19 protein-coding genes are annotated in these 25285 nt (G+C 60.3%); 15 read left to right on the top strand and 4 right to left on the bottom strand.

What is annotated here, in order from left to right; translation table 11 throughout:
- The first annotated feature begins 55 nt into the window (after positions 1-55).
- The 4 genes from IGX34_RS08580 (at position 56) to IGX34_RS08565 (ending at position 5259) form a co-directional block, all read left to right on the top strand.
- Positions 56-895, top strand: coding sequence for a CorC family transporter (locus IGX34_RS08580; protein ID WP_192555309.1), 840 nt, complete (start codon positions 56-58; stop codon positions 893-895).
- 140 nt (positions 896-1035) lie between these two features.
- The gene (locus tag IGX34_RS08575; protein WP_192555308.1) at positions 1036-2250 is read left to right on the top strand and encodes a lipoprotein N-acyltransferase Lnb domain-containing protein; all 1215 of its coding nucleotides are present in this window, start codon (positions 1036-1038) and stop codon (positions 2248-2250) included.
- A 44-nt stretch (positions 2251-2294) separates the two neighbouring features.
- Positions 2295-3305: a magnesium/cobalt transporter CorA gene (gene corA / locus IGX34_RS08570; RefSeq protein WP_225737331.1), complete on the top strand. Its 1011-nt coding sequence runs from the start codon at positions 2295-2297 to the stop codon at positions 3303-3305.
- Positions 3306-3504: 199 nt separating this feature from the next.
- The gene (locus IGX34_RS08565; protein ID WP_192555307.1) at positions 3505-5259 is read left to right on the top strand and encodes a tetratricopeptide repeat protein; all 1755 of its coding nucleotides are present in this window, start codon (positions 3505-3507) and stop codon (positions 5257-5259) included.
- 72 nt (positions 5260-5331) lie between these two features.
- Here IGX34_RS08565 and IGX34_RS08560 read toward each other — a convergent pair whose 3' ends face one another.
- Positions 5332-7461, bottom strand: coding sequence for an alpha/beta hydrolase family protein (locus IGX34_RS08560; RefSeq protein WP_192555306.1), 2130 nt, complete (start codon positions 7459-7461; stop codon positions 5332-5334).
- 189 nt (positions 7462-7650) lie between these two features.
- Between IGX34_RS08560 and IGX34_RS08555 the strand changes: the two genes are divergently transcribed.
- The 10 genes from IGX34_RS08555 (at position 7651) to IGX34_RS08510 (ending at position 20353) form a co-directional block, all read left to right on the top strand.
- Positions 7651-8088, top strand: a complete 438-nt coding sequence (locus IGX34_RS08555; protein ID WP_192555305.1) for a pilin — start codon at positions 7651-7653, stop codon at positions 8086-8088.
- Positions 8089-8409: 321 nt separating this feature from the next.
- Positions 8410-8829 carry a pilin gene (locus tag IGX34_RS08550; RefSeq protein ID WP_192555304.1) on the top strand — a complete coding sequence of 140 codons (420 nt, stop codon included), beginning with the start codon at positions 8410-8412 and terminating at the stop codon, positions 8827-8829.
- A 14-nt stretch (positions 8830-8843) separates the two neighbouring features.
- A complete protein-coding gene (locus IGX34_RS08545) occupies positions 8844-10856 on the top strand; it encodes a tetratricopeptide repeat protein (protein WP_192555303.1) in 2013 nt (670 codons plus the stop codon).
- 122 nt (positions 10857-10978) lie between these two features.
- Complete coding sequence (locus IGX34_RS08540; RefSeq protein ID WP_192555302.1) at positions 10979-12913, top strand: hypothetical protein; 1935 nt, start codon at positions 10979-10981, stop codon at positions 12911-12913.
- A 106-nt stretch (positions 12914-13019) separates the two neighbouring features.
- Complete coding sequence (locus tag IGX34_RS08535; RefSeq protein ID WP_192555301.1) at positions 13020-14216, top strand: lipopolysaccharide biosynthesis protein; 1197 nt, start codon at positions 13020-13022, stop codon at positions 14214-14216.
- 57 nt (positions 14217-14273) lie between these two features.
- A complete protein-coding gene (locus IGX34_RS08530) occupies positions 14274-15374 on the top strand; it encodes a glycosyltransferase (protein WP_192555300.1) in 1101 nt (366 codons plus the stop codon).
- Between the two features lie 2 nt (positions 15375-15376).
- Positions 15377-16363: a class I SAM-dependent methyltransferase gene (locus IGX34_RS08525; RefSeq protein ID WP_192555299.1), complete on the top strand. Its 987-nt coding sequence runs from the start codon at positions 15377-15379 to the stop codon at positions 16361-16363.
- Positions 16351-18276 carry an asparagine synthase (glutamine-hydrolyzing) gene (gene asnB / locus IGX34_RS08520; protein WP_192555298.1) on the top strand — a complete coding sequence of 642 codons (1926 nt, stop codon included), beginning with the start codon at positions 16351-16353 and terminating at the stop codon, positions 18274-18276. The genes IGX34_RS08525 and asnB overlap by 13 nt, the downstream gene beginning before the upstream one ends.
- The gene (locus tag IGX34_RS08515) at positions 18273-19424 is read left to right on the top strand and encodes a glycosyltransferase (RefSeq protein WP_192555297.1); all 1152 of its coding nucleotides are present in this window, start codon (positions 18273-18275) and stop codon (positions 19422-19424) included. The genes asnB and IGX34_RS08515 overlap by 4 nt, the downstream gene beginning before the upstream one ends.
- Positions 19421-20353, top strand: coding sequence for a glycosyltransferase (locus IGX34_RS08510; RefSeq protein WP_192555296.1), 933 nt, complete (start codon positions 19421-19423; stop codon positions 20351-20353). The genes IGX34_RS08515 and IGX34_RS08510 overlap by 4 nt, the downstream gene beginning before the upstream one ends.
- Before the next feature lie 5 nt (positions 20354-20358).
- On the opposite strand, the gene IGX34_RS08505 is transcribed toward IGX34_RS08510, so the two are convergent.
- Genes IGX34_RS08505 through IGX34_RS08495 form a run of 3 tightly spaced genes read right to left on the bottom strand, consistent with a single transcriptional unit; the run spans position 20359 to position 23102 of the window.
- On the bottom strand, positions 20359-21096 hold the full coding sequence (locus IGX34_RS08505; protein ID WP_225737330.1) for a class I SAM-dependent methyltransferase: 738 nt from the start codon (positions 21094-21096) through the stop codon (positions 20359-20361).
- Positions 21077-22243 (bottom strand): glycosyltransferase family 4 protein, encoded by a 1167-nt coding sequence (locus IGX34_RS08500; protein WP_338015438.1) that lies wholly within the window; start codon positions 22241-22243, stop codon positions 21077-21079. The genes IGX34_RS08505 and IGX34_RS08500 overlap by 20 nt, the downstream gene beginning before the upstream one ends.
- 4 nt (positions 22244-22247) lie before the next feature.
- A complete protein-coding gene (locus IGX34_RS08495) occupies positions 22248-23102 on the bottom strand; it encodes a glycosyltransferase (RefSeq protein WP_192555294.1) in 855 nt (284 codons plus the stop codon).
- Between the two features lie 72 nt (positions 23103-23174).
- Here IGX34_RS08495 and IGX34_RS08490 point away from each other — a divergent pair, with 72 nt between their 5' ends.
- Complete coding sequence (locus IGX34_RS08490; RefSeq protein WP_192555293.1) at positions 23175-25118, top strand: tetratricopeptide repeat protein; 1944 nt, start codon at positions 23175-23177, stop codon at positions 25116-25118.
- Positions 25119-25285 lie beyond the last annotated feature (167 nt).

The following is a 25285-nucleotide window of genomic DNA, read 5'->3' as shown; positions in this document are numbered from 1 at the left end:
ATTTTTCCGCTAGACTCGGCCTTCCGCCCGACTCCGGGCAGCACTTTCAAGAGTAATGAACGAGGACCCTGGCAGTACCAGCGGCCCGGTCCACCGAAAATGGTGGGATCGACTGGGCCATCTGTTTTCCGGCGAGCCCCGCAACCGCGAAGAACTGATCGACGAGTTGCGCACCGCCCAGGCCAATGGCCTGCTTAGCGCCGACACCCTTCCCATGCTGGAAGGCGCGCTGCGAGTCACCGAGCTCAACGTCGACGACGTGATGGTGCCCCGCGTACAGATCGTCATGATCGATGTCGACTCCCCGCTGCCCGATATCCTCGCCGCTGTGGTCGAATCCGGGCACTCGCGCTTTCCGGTGCATGGCGAAGACAAGGACGACATTCTCGGCATCCTGCTCGCCAAAGATCTGCTGAAGTACTTCGGCAACGGGCACGATTTCGATCTCCGCTCGATCCTGCGCCCGGCGGTATTGATTCCCGAATCCATGCGCCTGAACGTGCTGCTGGCCGAGTTCCGCCGCAGCCGCAACCACATGGCGCTGGTAGTGGACGAATACGGCGGCGTGGCCGGCCTGATCACCATCGAAGACGTGCTGGAAGAAATCGTCGGCGAAATCGACGACGAGCACGATGACGAGGAAGAGCCCGAACTGATGCTGGCCCAGGCCGAGGGCGAGTGGATCGTGAACGCGCTTACCCCGATCGCAGACTTCAACGAAGAAATCGGCGCCCACTTTTCCGATGAAGAATTCGACACCATCGGCGGCATGGCCACCTCCGAATTCGGCCATCTGCCGGAAGTGGGCGAGCAGATCGCCATCGGCGACTTCGAATTTCACGTCACCCAGGCGGATGACCGGCGTGTCCAGCAGTTCCGCGTGGTGCGCCGCTAGCCTCCCCGATGTTCACCCTCTCCCTTCGAGGGAGAGGGCCGGGGGAGCAGCCGCGCTTGCCCCGACTGCCAATGGCCAGCACCAAAATCCCGCCAGCCGTTCCCGATAAGCTACGCACTCCCTTGCCGACGGTTCCACCCATGACGCTCGCCAGCCGCCTGCTGCTGACCTTTGCCCTGATCCTGTGCAGCGCGTGCATCACCGCCCGGGCCGATGTCGGCGATGCACCAGGAGCAAACCTCGAAGTCTCCCTGATCACCTACGGCCCCGGCGAGATCTACTGGGAGCGCTTCGGCCACGACGCCATCGAACTGCGCGACACCGTCAGCGGTGAGGAAGTGGATTTCAACTACGGCGTCTTCAGCTTCGAAGAAAAGAACTTCTTCCTCAACTTTGCGCGCGGCCGCATGCACTACCTGATCGACGCCGAGCCCACTACCGACGAAGAAAACTTCTACAAAGAGGCCGGCCGCTCGGTCACCAGGCAGCGCATCAATCTCACGCCGGCCCAAGCCGCCGCCCTGCGCGACTTTCTGTTCTGGAACCTGCGCCCTGAAAACGCCGGCTACAACTACGACTACTACATCGACAACTGCACCACGCGCGTACGCGACGCACTGGACCGGGCGCTCGGCGGCATCATCAAGACGCGCCTGACCTCATTGCCCGGCAGCATGACGTATCGCCAGCAAACCGTGCGCCTGATGAGTGCGCAGCCCTGGCTGATGCTGATCCTCGACCTGGGCCTGGGGCCCTACGCCGACCATCCGCTCAACGCCTGGCAGGAAAGCTTCCTGCCGGAAGAACTGCAAAAGAGCCTGCGCAACGTGACCATCGCCGACGGCCGCGGCGGCACGCAGCCACTGGTGCAAAGCGAAGATCTGCTGTCACCCAACCGCTTGTCCGTACCGCCGGCCGCGGCGCCGGACCTGCGCATACCGCTGGGCATTGCCGGCCTGCTGATCGCCGGCATCCTGCTGCTGGCATGGCGGCGCGCCACGCTGATTTACGCGGTGCTAGGCAACCTGTTCCTGCTGCTTGCCGGCCTGGCAGGCGTGCTGATGCTGCTGCTGTGGACACTCACCGAACATCATTCGGCCTGGGCCAATGCCAACCTGCTGCTGTTCAACCCGCTCGCCTTCATCTGGCTGCGCCCGCTGTGGCGCGCCCGCCGCGGCATGCAGCTCTCGCCTTACGCCAACGGTGCGCTGGTGCTGCAATTGGTGGCCCTGCTGATCGCGCTGCTGCTGCACCTGCTGCCCGGTACCGTGCAGCAAAATCAGCCGTGGATCCTGTTTGCCCTGCCGTGCTGGCTGGCCCTGGCGTGGACCTTGAGACATAACCGGCACACCTGAGCATTCACACCATCAGCACTTCCGACTCGTAGGATCACCGACGCATGGCGCCCTTCAACGACATCACGGACCAGCCGCATACCTCGATGGTGGTCAATTGCGTCGCCTATCGAAACGACGGTACGCGACTGCGCGATATCCAGATCGACGACATCAGCGAAGTATTGAAGGAAACCGACACCTTTGTCTGGGTCGGCCTGCATGAGCCCGACGACTCCCTGCTGCTGAAGCTGCAGGAAGAATTCGATCTGCACGACCTGGCCATCGAAGACGCACAGCAGGCGCACCAGCGCACCAAGGTCGAGACCTATGGCGATTCGCTCTTCATCGTGGTGCAGACCGCCCAGCTGATCCAGGGACATATCGCCTTCGGCGAAACCCATATCTTTCTGGGCAAGCGCTACCTGATCACCATCCGGCACGGCGCATCGCTGTCCTACACGCCCGCACGCCACACCTGCGAAAAGACTCCCGAGCTGCTAGCCCATGGCCCCAGCTACGGTCTGTACGGCGTATTCGACTACATCGTCGACAACCTGCTGCCGATCGTGCGCGAGTTCCGCGAAGAACTGCAGACTCTCGAAAAAGACATTTTCACCGACACCTTCAACCGCGACACCGTGCGCCGGCTTTACGACATGCAGCGCGACCTGATGACGCTGCGCCTGGCGGCGGCACCGATGCAGGACGTGGTCAACCAGCTGGTGCGCCTGCATCCCGAATTGATTCCCGACGAACTGCGCGCCTACTTCCGCGACGTCTACGATCACGTCTTCCGCGTCAACGAATCCATCGGCGCCATGCGCGAAATGCTCGCCGCCGCGATCAACGTCAACCTCTCCCTGGTCACCTTCGGCCAGAACGAGGTGATGAAAAAGCTGGCCGGCTGGGCCGCCATGCTGGCCGCCCCTACTTTGATCACCAGTTGGTATGGGATGAATTTCACGCATATGCCGGAGCTGAACCAGCCCTGGGCCTATCCGACCATCATGGTGGTGGTGGCCTGCGTGGTCGGCGTGATCTACTTCGCACTCAAGCGCTCGCGGTGGCTGTAAGGCCCTGGACCCTGCGTCGGCCAGCGGCATAAACCCGGATAATGCCCGGCACAGGGGCAGCCTTCCCGAACAAAGAAGGCGCGGCGAGCGGCCAGTTGGCCGCGCCAGTCATCTGGCATGAAAATGGCGCAGGGGATTTGGATCTGGATGCTCAGATCCTGACGCCGCAACGATAGAAACAGGGGCCACCGTTTTCGCCATGAACGATTTTTTGCAAAGGGAAAAATTCCGCTCGCTGCAGCAATCCTTTTTATCGCTGCAAGCAACGTCCTCGGCATCCCGCTGGCTGCCATATGTTCTGGCCGGCATCGTCGTTGCTGCTATTGCCATCGTGTACTGGCCGGTAGTTCACGCCAGCTTTGTCTGGGACGACTGGCAGAGCTTCCATGACACGCCCTGGCTAACCCGGGGCGACAACTGGAAGCACTATATCCTTAAGGATTTCAACAGCTGGGCCTACTATTTCAGGCCGCTGAGCTTAGTGCTTTTCATGCTGCAGGTGCGTGCATTCGACAGCACACCTGCTCCCATGCATGTCATTTCGCTCATGATCCATCTCGTCAATGTCGCGCTCGTGGGCAAGCTGGCCTGGCACTGCGCCACGCTTGGCGATCGCAGCCCGAAGTTCAGGACCTGGGGCAGCGCGCTGTGCATGGCACTCTATGGCTTGCATCCGGCGCTGATCGAAACAGTCAGCTGGATCGGCTGCCAGTTCGACCTCGTCATGACCATGCTGACCCTGCTCGGATTGATTGCAAATCTACGCATTCAGCACAGGTGGGGACGCGCGGCCTTGGTTTCCTTGCTCTTTTTCTTGGCCGCATGCACCAAAGAATCAGCCATCTCCTTCCCGCTGTTGCTGGTCTTGTTCGATTGGCTGGTGGTCAATCACGCTCGAAAAGATGGCCGGACTGCGACGCTCGGCGCTCTTCTCAGCAGAAATTGGCCAACTTACGCCGGCGTCCTTGTCGCGGGTGTCGCTTATCTCATTTTCCGCCGCTGGGCTCTGGGAAGCCTTACCAACGGTCTCGAGGGTTTTCCCATTTCGATGCTGGCCAGACTGCAGGTCATCGGCTACATCTACTTTCATTACTGGAAAATCATTTTCTGGCCCGTCGACGGGATGAATCCGATTCATCCCTTCAACATTCAATCCTTTACGATCGCCACCACTGCGTCCGTTACCCAAACCACGCTGGCCGTGGGCACCTTCATCGCCGGGCTCTATCTATGCATCAGGCGCTCGTCGCCGTGGGGTTACGTGATCATGGGCGTCACCGCAGCACTGCTGCCGGTGCTGCAGGTCATACCCGGACATTTCGAGCGCAGCCTTTACCATGAGCGCTATGCCACCGCAGCCGTTGCGGTTCTCTGCGCGATGCTTCCTTTATTGCGCCTTCCTGGCGCGCCGACCGGGCTGCTCAAGCGCCGTGCAGTGCCGGCAATCATGATTGTGGCCTTCCTATGGCTGAGTTTCTCCATCGTGACCATTCGTGCATTCCTGCCCATGTGGTCGAACGACATCAACCTCTGGCGCTGGGCGATTTCCATGCATCCGCACGCTCCCGAGGCGAAGGCCGACCTGATCAATGCCTATGTCAGAGAGAAGGATTTTGCGGACCTGACCGTTTTTGCCGACAGCGTCCTGGCCGATCCCGCCCCCTGCATCGGCTGCATGATTCATATTGCGGAACTTGCCTTGGAGAATGACGATCTGCCACGCGCAAACAAGGCGCTATACCGGGCGGCAAGGTCGTCGCTGGTCGACAAAAACAATGAGATCATGCAGACCTACTACGGGCTCAGCGCCAGTCTGCTGCTCAAAGAGAACCGGCTCGATACCGCCGAGGACATGGCGCACAAAGCCCTGGCCATCGCCCCCAAAGACGTGACGGTACAAAAGCTGCTGAAGGATATTGAGGCGCGTAAAAAGGCCTCGTCGGCACAGCCATAAGCGCGTAGTCGCATTCAGGCCATGCAGCCCTGCCAGGTCGACGACTTGGCAGGGCCCATTTCAAACTGAAACTCAATGAGTCGGCGCAGCCCCGTCTTCGGCCGTCCATTTCTTCAACCAGGCATTCACTGTTTCATGCCACAGGACACTGTTCTGCGGCTTCAACACCCAGTGATTTTCGTCCGGGAAGGTGAGCAATTCACTGGGAATGCCCTGGCGCTGCAGTGCCGTGAACGCACCCAGGCCCTGCGTAATCGGAATACGGAAATCGTCGCCGGAGTGAACCACCAGCATCGGCACGCGCCAATCCTTCACATGATTGATCGGATTGAATTTCTCGTAGTTCTCCGGCGCGTCGAACTGGGTGCCCCCGTTTTCATGCTCTTCGAACCATAGTTCGTCGGTGGCGTAGTACATCATGCGCGCATCGAATACGCCGTCGTGGTCGACCAGGCATTTCCACGGCTGGTTCCATACGCCAGCAATCCAGTAGGTCATGTAGCCGCCGTAGCTGGCTCCGAGTGCGCAGGCACGATTGCCGTCAAGAAAATGATACTTGTCCAGCGCGGCCTGCCAGCCGAGCTTGAGGTCATCCAATGGCTTGCCGCCCCAGTCACCGGAGATCGAATCGGTAAAGGCCTGACCATAACCTGTGGAACCATGGAAGTTGATGGTGACGACGGCAAAGCCCTGCCCTGCATACGTCTGAGGATTCCAGCGATAGCTCCAGTCATTGTTCATCGCGCCCTGCGGACCGCCATGAATGATGAAGGCGACCGGATACTTGTGGCCCGCTTTGTAATCCACCGGCTTTACTACGTAACCCTGCACGGTTTCGTTGTGCCAGCCCTGAAAGGTGAAGAACTGCACATCGCCCATCCGCGCATTCTTCAGGCGCGCGGTATTGAAATGGGTGACCTGCTTCAGACTGCCACCATCCGTGCCCAGCGTGTACAGATCGGCAGGATGCTTGAGATCGTCGCGGGAAAGCAGGATCCGCTTGTTGGCGAGCACGTAGGCGCCGACGGCCCCGGTATCGACTAGCTTGTCCACTTTGCCGCTCACCACGTCGACCGCGAACAGCGGGTGCTGGCCTTCGTCATCGGCGGTGACATACAAGGTTTTGCCGTCCGCACTGATCTGCATGCCGCCGGCTGAGCGGTCCCAGCCCGGATCCACTTCGCGCGTGTTACCCGTCGCAAGATCCATGGCCATGATGGCGAAGCGATCGGCCTCGAAAGCCGGTGTTTTCATAGCGAGGTAGTACAGCGTCTTGTCATCGGGCGAAGGTACCGGGAAAGCATCCCAGGCCTTGTTTGATGCAGTGAGATCCTGCGGCGCTGAAGCACCATCCGCAGACACTTTGAACACATCGAAATTGGTCGACCAGGGCTCGCTGTTGCCCGCGATGCGTGCGTCGAAATACACCGTGATGCCATCGGGCGAGAAAGCGAATTCACTATCGTCGCCAAAGGGCTTGCTGGGGACGTCGCCGTCGATACCGCGGCTCAGCAGCGTGGCTTCGACCGGGAGGCTGCCGTCGGCACCGAAACGAGCGATGTAGAGCTGGCTGCGGCGTCCGTCGGACCAGGTATCCCAATGCCGTACGAACAGGCGGCTGTAGAGCGTGCCGGACGCCTTGTCCTTGGTGCGTCCATCGAGACGCTCCTTGGTACACGCCAGGTCATTGCAGTCGGTGAATACCGCATAAGAAAGCAGCACGCTCTTGCCGTCGGGCGAGAGCTTGTAGGCGTCAATATCCAACGCTCCGTGACTGACCTGCACCGGCGCAGATGCCCCGCTCAGATTCAGGCCATGCTTGCCGGCCGGAAAATCGATTCGCCATAGCTGCGCGGTATCGCCGGCCTGCGCCAGGTAGTAGAGGCTGCGGCCATCCGCTGACCAGCGCGGCGAGGAAGCACCCTTTGCCACCAGCTTGATCGGTTGCGTGGCGCTGCTCTGCAGATCCTGCACATAAAGCGCATTGACGCCCTTGTTGGCCGCATAGTCAGTGCTGCGCAAGCCGTAGGCGGCCACCTGCCCATCCGGCGACAGCTGCGGGTCGCTGACGCGCTCCATCATCACCAGGTCGTGCACATTGAACGCATGCGGTGCGCTGCTTTCCAACGCCACGCCGCTGGGCGTATCCGCCATCGCAGGCAATGTCAGCGCAAGCATCAATGCGGCAAACAGGGGTTTCATAAGAGCTCCTTGAGATAGCGAGGCAAGGCTGCTGACGGTAAGCAGGATCATCGGCGCACGCAAATGCGTGCCGTCTCCGGCAATACATTCCCAGTGCGGGCCCTTGGAATCGAGCAACCTATCACATTCCCGTCCAGTCCTTGGCACAGAACCTGCGGCGCTATGGCTAACACTAGGGGGAAACCAACCATGTCACGCCAACGGTCCAACGCTGGCTTTACCTTGATCGAGTTGATGATTGTGGTAGCGATCATCGCGATCCTGGCAGCCATCGCCATTCCGCAATATCAGATCTATGTGGCCCGCTCGCAGCTCACCGCCGCCCTGGCGGACATCAATCCGGGCCGCACCGCCTACGAGTTGCTGGTCGACAACGGAGTGGAAACCAACAACAGCTACGAGCAGGTGGATAACCTCAGCCTTCCAAGCACCACCCCCCGCTGCAATATCAGCGCCCAAGCCCCCACCAGCGGGGAAGGAGTGATCCAATGCCAGCTGGTCAATTCTTCCACCCTGATCAATGGCGGATACATCAACTGGCAGCGAACGACCAGCGGGGCGTGGCTATGCACCACCTCTTCCATACCTAGCAATGTGCTGCCGGCCGACTGCACCGTATCGGACTGACCCAATGTGCAGTGACCAAAAGCGTCACACCCTGACCTGCTGCGTCCAATCTCCGCAGTTCTCCTCGACGGAGTCCACAATTCCACCCAATTGGCCTGATTCGGAGCTTGTTGGGGACTGAGACACTATGCACAATCCCGTCACCTCCCGCCGCACCGGCAATAAAGGGCAGGAGGAATGGCATATATAGTGCTACCAGTACCAAGAGCTTCCTGATTGTTCCTGACCTCGTGTTGGGGCCGGCCCCGTAGCCATACGGGACCCGGGCGGGGCGCAGGGGGCGACAAAAACGGTCATTTCGACCTAAACAGAGGAACCATCATGAAGAGCACGCAGAAGGGCTTTACCCTGATCGAACTGATGATCGTGGTCGCGATCATCGCCATCCTGGCGGCTATCGCCATCCCGCAGTACCAGACCTACGTGATCCGTTCGCAGGTCACCCGCGCCATGGGTGAAGCCGGCGATCTGAAGACCGCCGTGGAAGACTGCTTGAACAACGGCATCACCGTGTTCGGCTCGGGCAGCTGCGTAAACACCAGCTCCTCGTCGGACATCCTGAGCCCGGACAAGCCGACCGTGGCCTGGAGCAGCACCACCCCGTCGATCACCGCTACGCTCGGCAACCATGCCAATACCAAGGTTTCGGGCAGCACGATCGTGTGGCTCCGCAACTCCTCGGGTTCGTGGTCCTGTTCGGCCTCGGTGGCCAGCCAGTACGCTCCGGCCAGCTGCCAGTAATAGCTCGCTCTACTGTGCTATCCAAAGGCCGCCGCAAGGCGGCCTTTGACTATCTGGCCCCCTTACAGCAAAGAATTCCGTACCTGATGCAGCCTTCAAACGCGCTCAACAAGAACAACGTGCTGCTGATAGCCGGGCTGTGTGTGCTCACGGCACTGGTGTACTGGCCAGCCCTGTCGGGCGGCTTCATTTTTGATGATTACCCCATCTTCGCCGAGAATCCTGCGGCACATATCTCAAGCTGGCATTGGCAAGCCTGGAAAGCGCTCTGGGCCTGGTCTGAAATCAACGTCCAGCGTCCGCTCACGATCTTCACGTTCGCATTGAACTATGCCTGCGGAAGCGGCACGTTCGGCTTCAAGGCGACCAATCTTGTCATTCACCTTGTCAATGCACTGCTGGTTCTGTCGCTGACTCATCGGCTGCTGCAGCGCTGTTGGCAAAGCGACGCACCGGCACCTGCGCAGCTGAATTATTGGGCCGCCGGCATTGCCGTCGCGTGGGCCGTACATCCCCTGCAGGTTTCGGCGGTGATGTACGTCGTGCAGCGCATGGAGCTGATGGGCTTCACCTTTACTCTGCTGTCATTGCTGGCGTACTGGCATGCACGCGATCGCCAAATGCGCGGACAGCGCGCGTGGCCATGGCTGCTGCTCAGTGTGGCGCTGATCGTCGTCGGTTATGGCGCCAAAGAAACCATCGTGCTGGTCCCTGGCTATGCCTTGTTGCTGGAGCTGCTCGTCTTTCAATTCCAGGCACAAAACCGCGCGCTTGAACGCGCCTGGAAGCTTTGCTACGGCATTGGTGCAGCGTGCGCCGTGCTGGTGCTGGCGATTTATCTCGTCCCTCATTACGCATCTCCCGCGTATTACGCCGGGCGCAATTTTGATGCGTCACAAAGAGAGCTCAGCCAGCTACGCATACTTTGCCAATATCTGGGCTGGATTCTGCTGCCGTTGCCCAGCCAGCTGCATTTTTATTATGACGATTACCAGGCTTCCACTGGCCTGCTGCATCCGATTAGCACGCTGCTAGGCGCCCTGGTATTGCTCGGCTTGCTTGCACTGGCGGCAGCCATGCGAAAAAGACGGCCGCTGCTGGCCCTTGGCATCGGCTGGTTCCTGGTCGCGCATGCGATAACCAGCAGCCCATTGCCGCTGGAGCTGGTTTTCGAACATCGCAACTATCCTGCACTTCTCGGCATAGCGATGGCTGTCGCCGATCTCGTCTGGCTGCTCGCACAGCGCACACATTCTCGACTGCCGGCCGCGATGGCATGCATTTTCATCGCAAACCTGTGCTTCCTGACCACACTGCGCGCCGCCACCTGGGGCAGGCCTCTGCAACTGGCGGTGTCGTTGGCGCAAGCCGCTCCCAATTCAAGCCGCGCCGCTCTTGATCTGGCCCGTCGCTATATCGCGATGTCGGGAGACGATCCAGGCAATCAGCTCTATGGCCTGGGCTTCAAGGAACTGGCACGGGCAAGCGCCCTGCCACAGACAACCGCCCTGCCTGAAGAAGCATTGATAATTCAAACCGCCCTTCATCCGAATCAAAGCCCGGACCCCGCCATCTGGTGGTCCCGACTGCAGTCCAAGCTGCAAACACAGGCTCCCAACGCGGAAAACTATCGCGTGCTCTACAACCTGACCGACCAGCGGCTGACCGCCAACCCGGGCATCGACGCCGGCCAGCTTGCGAAGACCTACGAGGTTGCCATAGCCCGCAATCCACAACGCGTCAGCCTGCATGTCCAGTATGCCGAACTGGCCGCCAATGCCTTGCAGGACCAGAACCTCGCTCTGCAGCAATGGCAGATCGTGGTGAGGCTGGAAAACGCCGACCCTGCGTATATCGTGCAACTAGGGACCTATCTGGCCGACCATCATCGAGCCCAGGAGGCCCAGGCAGTACTGGACGATGCCCTGCGCCAGCGTCCTTCCCTGCGCAACGATGCGGACTTCTCCACGCTGCAAACCAGGTTGAGCAAGCTCGACCGCGGCACCGCACAGCCGTCCGCCAACTAGACGCTAGGCGCTTGAATTCTGGTTTGAAATCCGGCCGGCTATGATACGGCCATGACTATCGAAGCCAGCGCCCACCACCCATCACGCTCCGCCGCGCAAGAACTTGTCGGTGGCGCCGGGTCATGAAGATTGCGCGCCTGTTTCGCAACGGATATCTGCCACTACTCATCGGACTGTGCATCACCGCCTTCATATACTGGCCCGGCCTGTACGGGGGCTGGCTGTTTGACGACTATCCGAACATCGTCGACAACCCGGGCGTGCAGCCTGATCACTTCAGCCTCGGCACCTTGGTACGCGCCGCGCTGTCTTCGCCTGCCAGTGAATTCAAGCGTCCTCTCGCCTCCTTCAGTTTTGCCCTGAACTACCTGGCCTCGGGCCTCGATCCGTTCGAGATGAAGCTGACCAATCTGGTCATCCATCTACTGAACGGCTTGCTTGTATTCGTGCTGATGCGCGCATTGCTTACACAGACACGCTGGAACGACGACGACAAAAAATGCGGCCGTACCGCCGCCCTGATGGCCATTGCCTGGCTGCTGCTGCCCATCAACATCACCTCCGTGCTGTATGTCGTGCAGCGAATGGAAAGTCTGGCAAACCTGTTCGTGCTGATCGGCCTGATCGGCTACATCGCCAGCCGCAGGCAGATGCTCCACCTGAGCCAGACCGACCACAAACCAGCCAGGCAGTGGCTCTATTTCGGTTTTTGCGCCATCAGTATCCTGGCGCCCACGGCCGTTGGCGTGCTGGCCAAAGAGACGGCCGTCATGCTTCCGCTCTACGCCTTTCTGGTGGAATGGGCCGTCTTCCGGTTCAACACCACGGCGCAGGTCCGCGATTACCGCCTGGTGGCGCTTTTTACGCTGACGCTGGTCCTTCCGCTGATCATCGGCCTGATCTGGCTTGCGCCGCAAATCGCCAATCCGGCGCAGTGGTCGACGCGTGACTTCACGCTGCAAACCCGACTGCTAAGTGAAGCGCGCATCGTCGTGGCCTACGTCGCCTGGACGTTGCTGCCGCTGCCACACGAGCTTTCGTTCTATCACGACAATTTCCATATCTCGACGGACGTGCTGATCCCGTGGACCACTCTCGCCAGCATACTGACGTTGCTCGCCATGATCGGCGCCGCATGGCGGTTTCGATCGCGTCGCCCATTGATCGCCCTGGGCATCGCGCTGTACCTCGGCTGCCACTTACTGACCGCAACCGTGCTCCCGTTGGAGCTGGTTTACGAGCACCGCAATTATTTCGCCAGCATTGGGTTGATTCTCGCTGCCGTTCCCGCACTGGTGGCAACAAATTCCGCTCCGTTCCCCATTCTGCGCCGCGCCGCGTTGCTGATGCTGTTGCTGCTATGGACCACCGAAACGCGCCTGACAGCCGAGGCCTGGGGCGAGCCGCTGCTGCTTGCCCAGGCACTTGCCGACCGCGCCCCGGACTCCCCTCGCGCTCAATACGAACTGGGTCGCACCTACATCATCTATTCCCATTACGACCCGATGTCGCCATACACGCATCTCGCCTATGCCCCGCTGGAGAGAGCCGCAGCACTGCCCGAGTCATCCGTGCTGCCTGAGCAAGCACTGATCTTCATGAATGCGCGCATGAACCTGCCGACCAAAGACGCGTGGTGGGACAGCATGATCCAGAAGCTGAAGTCGCACCGGCCCACCATCCAGGATGAAAGTTCGCTCGCCACGCTGACGGAATGCGCTCGGGACGGTGACTGCAACCTTCCGCGGCAGCGCATGCAGGAAGCTTTCCAGGCGGCCTTTACCCACCTGCATCCAAGCGCACGGCTGCTTTCCACCTATGCGGATTTCAGCTGGAATGTCCAGCAGGATCACGCCGCCGGGCTAAGCGCGATCAAAGCGGCCACCGCCGCGGCGCCACGCGAGCCGGCCTACCGCATTACCTTTATTCGGATGCTGGTTGCACAACGGCAACTCGAAGCTGCACGCGCTCAGCTGGAGGAGCTGGAGCGCATGAACGTAGGCGGTTATCTGGATGGCAGCGTGCATCAAATGCAGACACTCCTAAACCAGCAGTAACCTTCAGCACCTATCTCACTCCACCATCCGTCGCCCGCCACACCCTATGCCATCTCCAACCCAAAACTGGAAACGCTGGCGGCCGAGCAAACTGCTGCAGAACACCATGCACGCCAGTGGCTGGAGTGCCACGCGTATCGTATTGCAGGCTGCCAGCCTGGTACTCATGACACATACCTTCGGCGTACGCGCCTATGGTGTGCTGGCGGGAATAACCTCACTCTACGTAACCATCGCCCAATTCGTCGGCCTGGGCAGCGGCATTGCGTTGCTGCGCCACCTGGCCCGCAACGGCGAAACCCATGCGCGCATGAGCGCCACGCGGCGGGCATATCTGGTCTCGGGCCTTGGCGCGTTCGTCGTGGCATGGCCCGTATCGATGCTCCTGCTCGATCACATGATGTCGGCAACTGGCATGGTGTGTCTGGCCGCTGCTGAGTTGATCGTTGCGCCATCATTGATGCCTTACGTTTTTTATTATCAGGCCAAGGAACGCATGATGCTTTCCGGAGCCATGCAGACGCTGGCACCTTTTGCCCGCATCGGCGCGGTAATCTCGGCACTCGTGCTGCAGGTCAAGGATCTGTCCACGTACGCCGTGCTGCATCTGTCGTGGCTGGTCGCCGTCGTGTGCATTGCGCTGCAATTGGCCCGAGTCAGAGCCAGGGAAGCATCGCCGCCCTACCCGATGTCGCACATCGTGCGTGAGGGCTTTCCCTATATGGTGAGCGGGGCAACCATTACCGCCAGCAGCGAACTGGACAAAACCATTTTGCTGAAAGCGCAAGGCAGTGCCGTAACGGGTCTGTATACGGCTGCCTACCGCATCATGCAGGCGGCGACGCTACCGGTGAACGCCCTGATTCTCGCCGCCACGCCGCGGCTGTTCCGGGCATCGGCCAGCGACCAGGGCAAGCTGATGCGTCAGCTGCTGGCCGCCGTCATCGCCTACTCGGTCATTGCAGCCTCTGCCCTGGCTCTTTTTTCGCCTTTGCTTCATTTCGTACTGGGAAGCAACTTCCGTCCATCCGAGCCCATACTCCGCGCCTTCTGCTTCAACGTTCTCACCAATAGCGTGCGCCAACTGGTTACCGGCCGCATGACGACGGTCGACATGCAGCGCGACCGTAATTTCACTGAACTCGCCGGGCTGGGCGTTTCGATCACGCTGCTGTTCGCGCTGACACCGCATTACGGCCCCCTTGGCGCCATTTTTGCCCTGGCCATGAGCGATATCTCGGTGATCGTCATCGGCACCATCCGGCTTGCGGCGGCGCATAAATCATCGGCACCGACGCCATGAATGTTTCCGCGCGCACTATCCTGTCCCCTATACATCACCCTCTTCAAGCAGACAGCGATGACTAAGCATCTGGCCTTCTTTCTACCATCGCTGGACGGCGGCGGCGCCGAGCGCATAGCGCTCATGCTGGCCGGGCAATTTGCCAGCATGGGTTACAAGTGCGACATGGTGATAGCCATACGCAAGGGCAAATTACTGTCCTCCGTACCAAGCAATGTAAGACTGATTGTTCTGGACAAGCAAAAAACGCTGGATTCTTTTTTTGCACTGGCCGCCTATCTGCGCCGCGAAAAACCCGATGTCCTGATGGCAACCGTATTTTCGGGCAATATCGCCGCGTGTCTGGCCTATCTTCTTTCGGGCTGCTCGACCCGCCTTGTGCTCGGCGAATGCAGCTTGCCCGACTACGATGCGATCGGGGCGTCCCCCACGCAAACTCTGCTCAATAAATTGAGCGCACGCTTGCTGTATCGGTGCGCCGCCGCGTCAATTGCCATTTCCACCGGCGTCAAGCAAAGCCTTATCCGGGAAAAACTCATCTCCCCGGAACGCATTCATGTCATCCCGTACCCTGTCGACAACCCCTATCAGCCGCACGACCCGCAGCTTGACGGGAAAATTCCCGAACTGATCGCCTGCGGCAGGCTCGTTCCGCAGAAGGATCACGCAACCCTGATCAAGGCATTTGCGCAAGTTCGAAAGTCCTGTCCGGCGAAGCTGACCATCCTGGGCGAAGGCCCATTGCTGCCCTCGCTCCAGGCGCTGGTCAAAGAACATGGTGTCGAGGACAGTGTTACTTTCGCCGGCTTCGTCTACCCTCCCGAAGAACAGATGCGCCGTGCCTCGATATTCGTTCATACCGCGATATACGAAGGGTTCGGGGTCGTATTGCTTGAGGCCCTGGCAAGCGGCTGCAACGTGGTGGCGACCGATTGCCCGGGAGGCGTCCGCGATATTCTCGGCGACAGCCAGTACGGCGCGCTGGTTCCGGTCGGCGATGTCGCCGCCATTTCCGAAGCCGTCATCTCCGTGTTGAACGGCACGCGCAGCTTCCCTTCGCCGGAGGCCCATCTGCGCTCTTTCAGCCTGGAGCATATTGCCGATCGTTATCTGCCCGTCCTGCTGCCGGGCCAACGCCAGTCCATGGGGGAGACCTGAACATGTTTGCGGATATCGTCGACCCCAAAGGCAACGAGCTTACCCTCGCGAATGAGTGCCTGGTCTCCACCAACGGAGAACACTACCCGATCGTCCGCGGCATTCCCCGCTTTGTCTCCTCGGAGAACTATGCGACGGCATTCGGTGACCAGTGGAATCGCTTTCCAGGCACCCAGCTGGATTCCCATACCGGCCTGTCGCTGTCCGAAGACCGGCTTGCCCGCTGCATGCGGGGCAAGCTGACTGCCGTTGCCGGCCAGCGTGTGTTGGAGGCCGGCTCGGGTGCCGGCCGATTCACGGAGATTCTGCTCAAGCACGGTGCGATTCTCGATTCATTTGACTACTCGTCGGCGGTCGAAGCCAATGCCGCCAACAACGGCGGCTCCGACAGGCTCACGCTGGTTCAGGCCGATATCCGGCACATCCCTTTCCGCAAGGCCAGCTATGACCATGTGGTGTGCCTGGGTGTGATTCAGCACACGCCCGATCCGGAGGAAAGCATTCGCTCGCTATGGGAGATGGTCAAACCCGGCGGAAGCCTCACCATCGATCACTATCGATGGAAAGTCAGAAATTTTCTACCGCCTCCGTTGGGGGTGGCCGGCATCCTGTATCGGCACTATTTCCTTCGGCTGCCCAGCGAGCGGCAGTTTGATGCCGTCAAGCGCGTGTTCGATTTCTGGTTTCCCATCGTGTGGAAATTCCGCGAATCGAAGCTCATACAGTTTGCCCTGAGCCGCCTCAACCCGATCGTGAATTATTACCCCCACTTCGGCCTGCGCGATCGCGCCATGTACTACGACTGGATGCTGCTGGATACGCATGACGCGATGACCGACGTCTACAAGCATCGGCGCACGCCCAGGCAGATCCGTCGATTGCTGGAGAGCCTGGGTGCCACCAACGTGATCGTCAGCAAAGGCGGAAATGGGGTGGAGGCGTATTGCGAAAAGCCGATCGATGCGGGCAAGGCCACATGTGCGGCATAGCCGGCATCGCCGCCGGCCACAACGACACGCAACACGTTCTGTCGAAGATGCTCGACAGGCTGCAGCATCGCGGCCCGGATGACGCCGGCATCTGGTCTGGCGACCACCTGTCGCTCGGCCATCGCCGGCTGTCGATCGTCGACCTGAGTCCGGCGGGGCACCAGCCCATGCTGTCCGCCAGCGGCGATCGTGTGCTGGTCTACAACGGCGAAATCTACAATTTCGAAGACCTGCGACAGGAACTGGAGCACTCCTCGCAGACTCGCTCATGGCGCGGGCACTCCGACACGGAAGTTCTTTTGACCTGCATCGAGACCTGGGGCGTTCAACGCACCCTGGAACGATGCAACGGCATGTTCGCCTTCGCGCTCTGGAATAAGGCCGATAAAACGCTCGTCCTGGCGCGCGATCGCATGGGGGAAAAGCCGCTGTACTTCGGCTGGGTGAGCGGCCGCTTTGCGTTTGCATCCGAACTGAAGGCACTGCGCGAGGTGACGGGTTGGTCACCGCAGATGAATCTGGCGGCCATCTCATCCTTCCTCAGTGCCGGCTATGTCAGAGGCCCTCATTCGGCCATCGAAGGCATTTATCGTCTTCCCGCAGGCTCCATGCTGACGCTAAGCGCGACGGATTTGAGCCGCCCGATGAGCTGGGAAGAGCTGTCCTCCCGCCTGGCGCAGTACTGGTCGCTGGAACAGGTGGCGTTGGTGGGACTAAGCAGCGATCAGAGCAGCGACCCAGCCGAACTGCTCAACAGCCTCGATCGCCTGCTGCATGATTCGATCGCACGGCGCATGGTTGCGGACGTACCCGTCGGCGCCTTTCTCTCCGGCGGTATCGATTCAAGCCTGGTCACCGCCATCATGCAGGCGCAGTCGAATCGGCCGATCCGCACATTCAGCATTGGCTTCCACGACAGCAGCCACAACGAAGCGCATCACGCCAAGGCGGTTGCGAAGCATCTCGGCACCGATCACACGGAACTCTATCTTGAAGCGGACGATGCACTTGCACTCGTTCCAAGCCTGGCCGAGACATTCGACGAGCCCTTCGCCGACAGTTCGCAGCTGCCGACGCTGCTGGTGTCAAAGCTGGCCCGGCAAAGCGTAACGGTAGCGCTGTCCGGCGACGGCGGCGATGAATTGTTTGCCGGCTATGGCCGCTACCTGGCCATCTTGCAACTGTGGAAACACCTGCACCGGCTGCCGACGCACGCGCGCCATGCAGCCAGGCATTTCCTGTTTGCCGCGGCTGGCGCGTCGAGCATTTTTTCCGGTTCGCTGCCCCCTCGCCTGAGACGCCTCGGCGAGCGCATTCAATTTGACGACATCGATGACTTGCGCGTGGCCTTCATCGCCGGCGCAGGCTTCACGCGCATCCAGGATTTCGCGAGCGTGGAGCATGCTGCCCATGCCAGATTGCCTTCCGCCATCCAGAGTCCCCTGCGGCGCCTGCTATATGGCGACCAGCACGATTATCTTGCCGACGACATTCTGCACAAGGTCGATCGGGCCTCCATGGCATATAGCCTGGAGTCGAGAATCCCGTTGCTTGACCATCGCATTGTGGAGCTTTCCTGGCGCTTCGGCGAAGGCGCGTTGCTTGCCGGTGGCCTGGGCAAACAACCGCTGCGAAAATTGCTCGATCGCCATGTGCCGTTCTCGTTGATCGATCGCCCCAAGCAAGGTTTTTCCCCGCCCATCGCACAGTGGCTGCGAGGGCCGCTGAGGGACTGGGCAGAAACCTTGCTGTCGGAGCAGTCGCTGCGCGAACTTCCGCTTATAAACGCAGCAGAGGTACGCAAGCTATGGGCGGCCCACATCAAGCAAAAAATTGACGCTGGCCTGGTGCTCTGGAATATCTTGATGCTTTGCCACTGGCGATCGCATATGCAGATTGGGCGCGGGCCGTGAAAATACTTGTCGTATCGGATCTTCCGCAATTCGTGACCGGCGGAGCCGAAATGCAGGCTATGCGACTGATCGAAATGTGGCTCGAACAAGGACATGAAGTCATATGCCTGGGGCGACGCATGGGCAACGCGCCTGTCGTCATCGCTTCGCGGCACGTGGAGACCCACCGCATTCGAACGTCTTCGGCATTTGGGCGCCTCGGCCGAGCCCTCACTTATGCCGTGTCGCTCGCGTGGTTGCTGTTGCGACTGAGGCACCGTGTGGATCTTGTCTATACACGATTTCTCGGCGAGGCCGCGGCTGTCGCCGCGGTGCTGAAACGACTCGGATTGCTGAATGCCCCTTTGGTCGCCACACCCGCCAATACCGGTAGCGGCGGCGACATCGGGCTGATCAAATCCATTCCGCTGTCACGCCGGATCATTCGTCTTATGGACGCGCAATGCGGCGCCATCAACCTCATCGCCTCCGACATGATCGAAGAGCTGAAGGCCGAGGGATTTTCCGGGCGCAACTTCACCACGATACCGAACGGCATTCGGGTGAGGCCGGCTTGCGAACGCAACAGCCCGACGCCTGTACGCTGCATCGCGGTTGGCCGGCTTGCGCCGCAAAAGGGCTACGACATCCTGCTAGAGGCACTTGCCCGCATAAAGGAACACCTGGTTCCGGGCCAGTTCGTCATCGCGGGAAGCGGTCCGGAACGGGCACGCCTCGAACAGATGAGCAAGGATCTGGGCGTGTCGGCGTTTGTGGTGTGGCGCGGCGAACTGGATCAGCAAACCATCCAGGATGAGCTATGCATGGCCCAGGTATATCTGCTGCCCTCACGCTACGAGGGCATGTCGAACGCCGGGCTGGAGGCCATGGAGCGCTCATTGCCTGTCGTGTTGACCGAATGTGGCGGCCTTGACCGTTATGTCACTCCGCAAATGGGCTGGGTTGTTCGACCCGAAGATCCTGATGGCCTGGCTAGCGCGATACTTGCCGCCTTGAATGAGCGCCACGAGCAACTGGCTGCCCGCGGCAGCCGTTGCCGTCAATTGATCGAAGAGCTGTTCAATATCGAGCTCACGTCCCGCCGCTATACGGCATTGTTTGATGAACTTCGGCAACAAGGCCTGCACGCTTCGGAGCCCGGCACGTGACCGAAGTCGTCAGCGTCATCGTGCCGATGTATCGCGACTGGGCCGGCGCAAGCCGGGTCGCAGCCGCGCTCTGCGAGCAGCAGTTGCCATCTGACGCCCAGCTCGAAATTGTAGTGGTCGATGACGGCTCCAAGGATTCTCCACCGCAAGCGCTGTGCGCCATGGAGCAGGTCCAATTAATCAGGCTACCTGAAAATGTGGGACGTTCTGGCGCGAGAAATACCGGCGCGGCGGCTGCAAAAGGCCGATATCTACTTTTCATCGACAGTGATTGCCTGCCCCTGCGCGGAGATTTTCTGTCCCTGCATCTACAGGCACTTCGCGACGGAGCCATTGCCAGCACCGGGCACGTAACCGGCATCGGCCACGGTTTCTGGAACAGATACCAGCAACTCGCTTCCAGACGCCGGCAGACGCAGCACCGGCATGCCAATCCCTGGGTCGGCAGCAGCCAGAACATGGCCGTGCTGCGCACCGCCTTTGAGCACGTGGGTGGCTTTGACCTGCAGTATCGCCACTATGGTTTTGAAGACAGAGACCTGCTTATTCGTCTGTCCGAACTGGGCACGGTTACCTGGGTCGAAGCCGCATCGGTATCGCACCAGGACGATCTGCAGCTGCCCATGGTCGCCCTTAAAATGGCGCGCGCCGCGCAGGCATCGGCAACGCTGTTCGCGCTGCGACATCCAGATGCTTACCGCATCCTTGGTTACGCGAGCCTGGATACCCGCCTTCATCCGTGGTTGCGCTTGCCGGCCCGATTGATCGGTCCGCTGGTGGCACCCTCCGCCCGCATTCTCAACCACTGGCTGGAACGTCTGCCATTTTGGCTTTCGAGCAAGCTGGTAAAAACCATCACCGCCTGCGCCTACCTTTACGGCAGTACGGTGAAAGATCCACACCATGGGGATCGACAGTCACCGCTTTGAACGAACTACTGCCATATCCGGTAAATAAGCGTCGGAATAATCGGGCGCAGCGGCTTGAGCAACGCATCGGGAATCTTGCGCATCAGGCGCGTCGCTGAAGCTTCAGGGCGCTCTATGTCAAAGGTCAGGCGCCAGGCTTCAATGCACTGGTTGCTGTAGCGGAAGCCGGCTCCGACAAGCAGATGTTCCAGCTGGCGCATCTCCAACGGCTCGCAGTCGTAGACATGTCCCTTGTTCATGATGCGCAAATACGTATCGCGCCATGCGTGCGGCCACCAGCTCAAAAATGCGAGCCGATAGTGCGGCTCAACCAGCATCCAGCGATTGGGCACCGCCAGATAGCCCAGGCCATCCGGCTTCATCACCCGCCGGAGCTCGCGCAGATGCTCACGCTGATCCGATTCCGTGCCGACATGCTCGATAACGTGGTTGCTGATCACCACATCGAAGCTGTGGTCCTCGAATGGAAGTTTCGTGTCGGTGACCAATTGAAAGCGGTAACCATCCCGAATCATGCGGTTGTCATGCACATCGACTGCATCCACCTCGCAGCGCAGGTCCGGATGAGTGCCGAAATAATGCGCGATGCCGCCGGAGCCCGTACCCACTTCGAGCAGCCGCAGAGGCACGGCACGACTTGTCAGCCCGAGCAGCTGGTGAATTTTCATTGCCTTCCAGCGCCTGGAAGGCATGTCCAGCACGGCATGCGGCTGCCGCGCCTGCTCAGTGGGCTGCATGGACATGCCCCATACCTTCAAGCATGGAGGTCACCTCGCTCAACATGCGCTGATGGAATTGCGTCCATTCGAATTGCGCGGCGAATTCGGTACACGGCTGGCGAAAAGATGCTCGTCTGGCAAGAACATCCAACACCGCCTCGGCCAACGCGGGATAATCTGCGGGCGCTACCAGCCTGCCCGACCGTCCTTCCGAGACGGCATCCACAACGCCACCGCATGCGAAGGCAGCCGTCGGGACACCAAAAGCGGCCGCTTCGATGGCAACCATGCCAAAACCTTCGGGATCTCCGGCAATGTCGCGGATCGGGAATACATGCGCATCGACACTCCTGAAAAGGATCTCCAGAGTCTCGTCGCTAACGCCGCCCATAAACCGTACATGCGCAGCCACGCCTGCGCGTTCGGCCTCGGCGAGAACGTGTTCCGGCAGCTGGGCACGACTGCTCAACGCGTTGGCGGGAACATCGCCAGCCACCAACAACATGACGTCCGGACGCGCCTTGACGATGCGGGGAAGCGCATGTTGCACGAATTCCTTAAGGCCTTTGCGTTCGCTCAGCCGCCCTACCGACAGCAGCAAGGTGCGCCCCAGCAAACCCTGCCCGGCAAGGAACGCTTGAACATCAGCATCACTGCGGAAAATTTCCGGCAGCTTCACCCCCGGATGAACAACGCTCATACGCGCCGGGTCAGCGCCGGCCTGGACCGCCAGTGCTGCGGTGGCGCGACTATTGGCCAGCAGGCGATCCATGCGGCGTATCGCCGGCAGCCAGAGGCCGCGATAGACGGGGTGTTTTACGACCAGATCCAGGCCGTGCACATAAGCCATTGAAGCGGCCCCGCTCACTCTGGCTGCCTGCCAGGCAAGCGGCGCGGTAAGCCCGCTTCCCGCCAGGATCACATGCGGACGAAAAGATCTTGCCTCGCTCAATGCAGCCAGATTCGCGGACCACAGGAATCGCCACAAAGGCTTTAACGGCACTTCGCAAACGGCCGTATCGGCCGGAGCCATCGCCCCCGCACCGGCTGGCGCCACGATGCGAACATCGGCGTGCCTGGACAAACCCTCCGCCATATTCCAGTTGAGCCGTTCCATGCCACCCACCAGGGGCGGCAAGTTGCGCGTGATCATCAAGATCCGCGGCTTCACGCGCTCACTCATCGTGACGGTACGTCAACGCCGTGATTTGCTCGGAGACAAGGCCAATCAGAAACACGATCACGGCCGCACTCCACATCAGCGTGCTCATGTTGGTCAGCCGGCCCTCGCGCAGAAAGGTCCAGGCGTAGTTGAGACATCCCAGCACGAAGAAGATCGCGCTTGCCGGCACGAACAGTTTCAGTGGGGAATAAAGCGTGGCGATCTTGAAAATGATCAGCAGGAAGCGAAGGCCATCCCGCAGCGGCTTAATATGGCTTTTGCCCACGCGTTGCGCCGCCTTGATCGGCACATAGGCCACCGGGTAGGCGCTGCGGAAAAAAGCCATGGTGCTGGTAGTCGGATAGGAAAAGCCATTGGGCAGCAGATAAAGAAATTCCCGGAACCGCTTCGCCTTCACCACCCGGAAGCCGGACGTGAGGTCGGCCACATCATGGCCGGTCATGCGCGATGCCAGCCAGTTGTAGAGGGTATTGGCGATGCCTCGGCCCACCCCCGCCTGGCTCCCCCAGTCGCGTGCGCCCACTGCCATGTCATAGCCCTGGTCCAGCTTTTCCAGCAGCCGCGCAATGTCCGCAGGATCGTGCTGGCCATCGCCATCCATGAACACCAGGATCTCGCCTGTCGCCGCTCGCGCGCCGCGCTTGATGGCGGCGCCATTGCCCATCGAATAAGGCGAACTGAGACATTGGACACTGTTTTGCGCGCAGATGGCACGCGTGTCATCCGTGGACCCGTCGTCCACCACAATGATTTCGGCCACCGGTTGGCTGGCCCTGAGGCGGGGCAACAAGCCCGCAAGCGCAGGTGCTTCGTTTTTTGCAGGCAGGATGATGCTCAGGCGAGGCACGCCGGGTACTCCCCAAAGTGTGGGCGGATCATACCGTGCAGGCCTTGTATATAGACAGCGTATCCCGCCCGCATGGCCGCACCGGGCGCGCATTTGCGCCATCCGGCCAGCACCAGAACGCGCACTGTGGCCTTATATGAGTGCAGGCTTAGGCGGTACGATAATTGGCGCATACGCCACAGGGGTTTCATTTTGAACACGTCGACCGCCACGGGCATGCCGGGCAGCAAGCTATCGTTCGTGCTCGCCGCAGTCGCGGTGATACTGCTGATTGCGTGGATATATTGGCCCGTTACACATGCCGGCTTTGTCTGGGACGACGTGATCGACTTCCAGAAAAATGCCTGGCTGCGCCATGGCGACGACTGGAAGCAGTTTCTGTTCAACCGGTTCAATGATTGGGCCAACTATTTTCGCCCGCTTGGCGTCGCCGCGCTCACGCTTGAAGTACGCGCCTTCGATGTCACGCCCGGCCCGATGCACCTGACCTCGCTGGTCATGCATCTGCTCGACACCCTGCTGGTCGGCTTGTTGGCCTTGCACCTGGGGTCGCGAACCTGGCCATCGGGCAAACGGCTGTTCTCGCTGGTACTGCCGATGCTGGTGTACGGCCTGCATCCTTTGCTGGTCGAGCCGGTGGTGTGGATCGGTTGCCAATATGACTTGCTGGCGACCCTGTTTACGCTGCTCGGCTTGCTGGCGAACATGTGCATCGAACGCCGGTTTGTTCGCACCATTGCGGTCGCACTGTGTTTCTTTCTGGCCGCCTGTGCCAAGGAATCCGCCGCAATGTTTCCGCTGATGCTGGTCATCTTCGACTGGTTCGACCTGGATGCGCCGGCCGATGCAAGCCTGCTGGCCCGCTTGCGGATGCTGTTGGCGCGCAACTGGCCGGTGTATGCCGCCGTATTCGGTGCGGGCGCGGTGTATCTATGCCTGCGTCATTGGGCGCTGGGCGGTTTTATCCCATCGCTGGGGGACGAACCGCTGCCCCTGTTCGCACGGCTACAGGAAATTGCGTTCCTCTATGTGCATTACTGGCACATGTTTCTGTGGCCAGCGGCGGATATGGGACCGATACACCCGGTACCGGCTCAACAGTTTCTGGTGTTCAGCGCACACGGCGCCATAAACATGCTGCTGATGGCCGTGCTCGTGCTGGCGGGCGCGATGCTGACACTGAGGCGCAGCTACCTCGGCGGTCTGATTTTGTTGATAACGGTGGCGCTGCTGCCGGTACTGCACATCATCGGTGTGAGCTTCGACGCAAGCCTGTATCACGAGCGTTATGCAATGACGGCACTGGCGATAGCTTGCGCGTGGCTGCCCCGCACCTTGCTGGATATACGAATTCCTGAGCGTGTGGCCGGACTGAGTTCGCTGGCCGGATTTGCCTTGCTTGCGGTATGGCTGGCACTGTCATGCATGAACGTACGTGCCGCCACTCCCCTCTGGTCCACCCAGATTGCGCTGTGGCAATGGGCGGATGCCATGCATCCGGACACCGTCGAAGCCAAGGATCAACTTATCAGCGCCTATATGGATGCCGGCTATCACGCCAAGGCATGGCAAGTGATCGACCAGGTCATGGCCGAACATATGCAATGCACGAATTGCATGCTGAACGCCGCCAGCTTGGCGGCGGGAGAAAATGCCCCGGATCGCGCCAGCTTCTTTCTCGACAAGATCAAAAACGACCCCGAATTGCGTGCCAGCTCGAATCTCTATCGCTTCTACCTGGGCCTGCAGGCAGAAGTGCTGTTGCTACAGCACAAGTATCCGGAAGCCGAACAAATGGCACGAAGCTCGATCGCCATGAACGATCTGGATCCCGAGCCCCAACTGCTCCTCGCTCTGACCTTGGCGTCAGAGGGAAAACTTGACGAAGCGGCACGGGTAGAGAGCACGGCCATCCAGCTGCTGCCTCCCGATGAGCGCGCGCAACGCCAGCAAGCTTATTCGAGCTTCCTTGCCTCCCTGCGCACACCCGCAGCCGGTGAGAACGGCCCTCACTGACCGTGCCCTGCGTGCCGCGGCAATCCCAGCCATCCCTGCCCTGACGCCCCGCCTCGGATCGCCCATCCGTTCGCGGGCGCCAGCCAGCTCTTGAAGCAGCCATCGCGGCGACCCTCCAGCCCCGCTAAATGGGCTCCAGGTCACAGGTTTTCCCGACAGGCACGGCG

The organism is Dyella acidiphila (genome assembly GCF_014863405.1).
In the GTDB taxonomy this organism is placed as follows: Bacteria; Pseudomonadota; Gammaproteobacteria; order Xanthomonadales; family Rhodanobacteraceae; genus Dyella_B; species Dyella_B acidiphila.
Note: the sequence above shows the minus strand (reverse complement) of the source record. Positions and strands in the feature narration are given on the sequence as shown.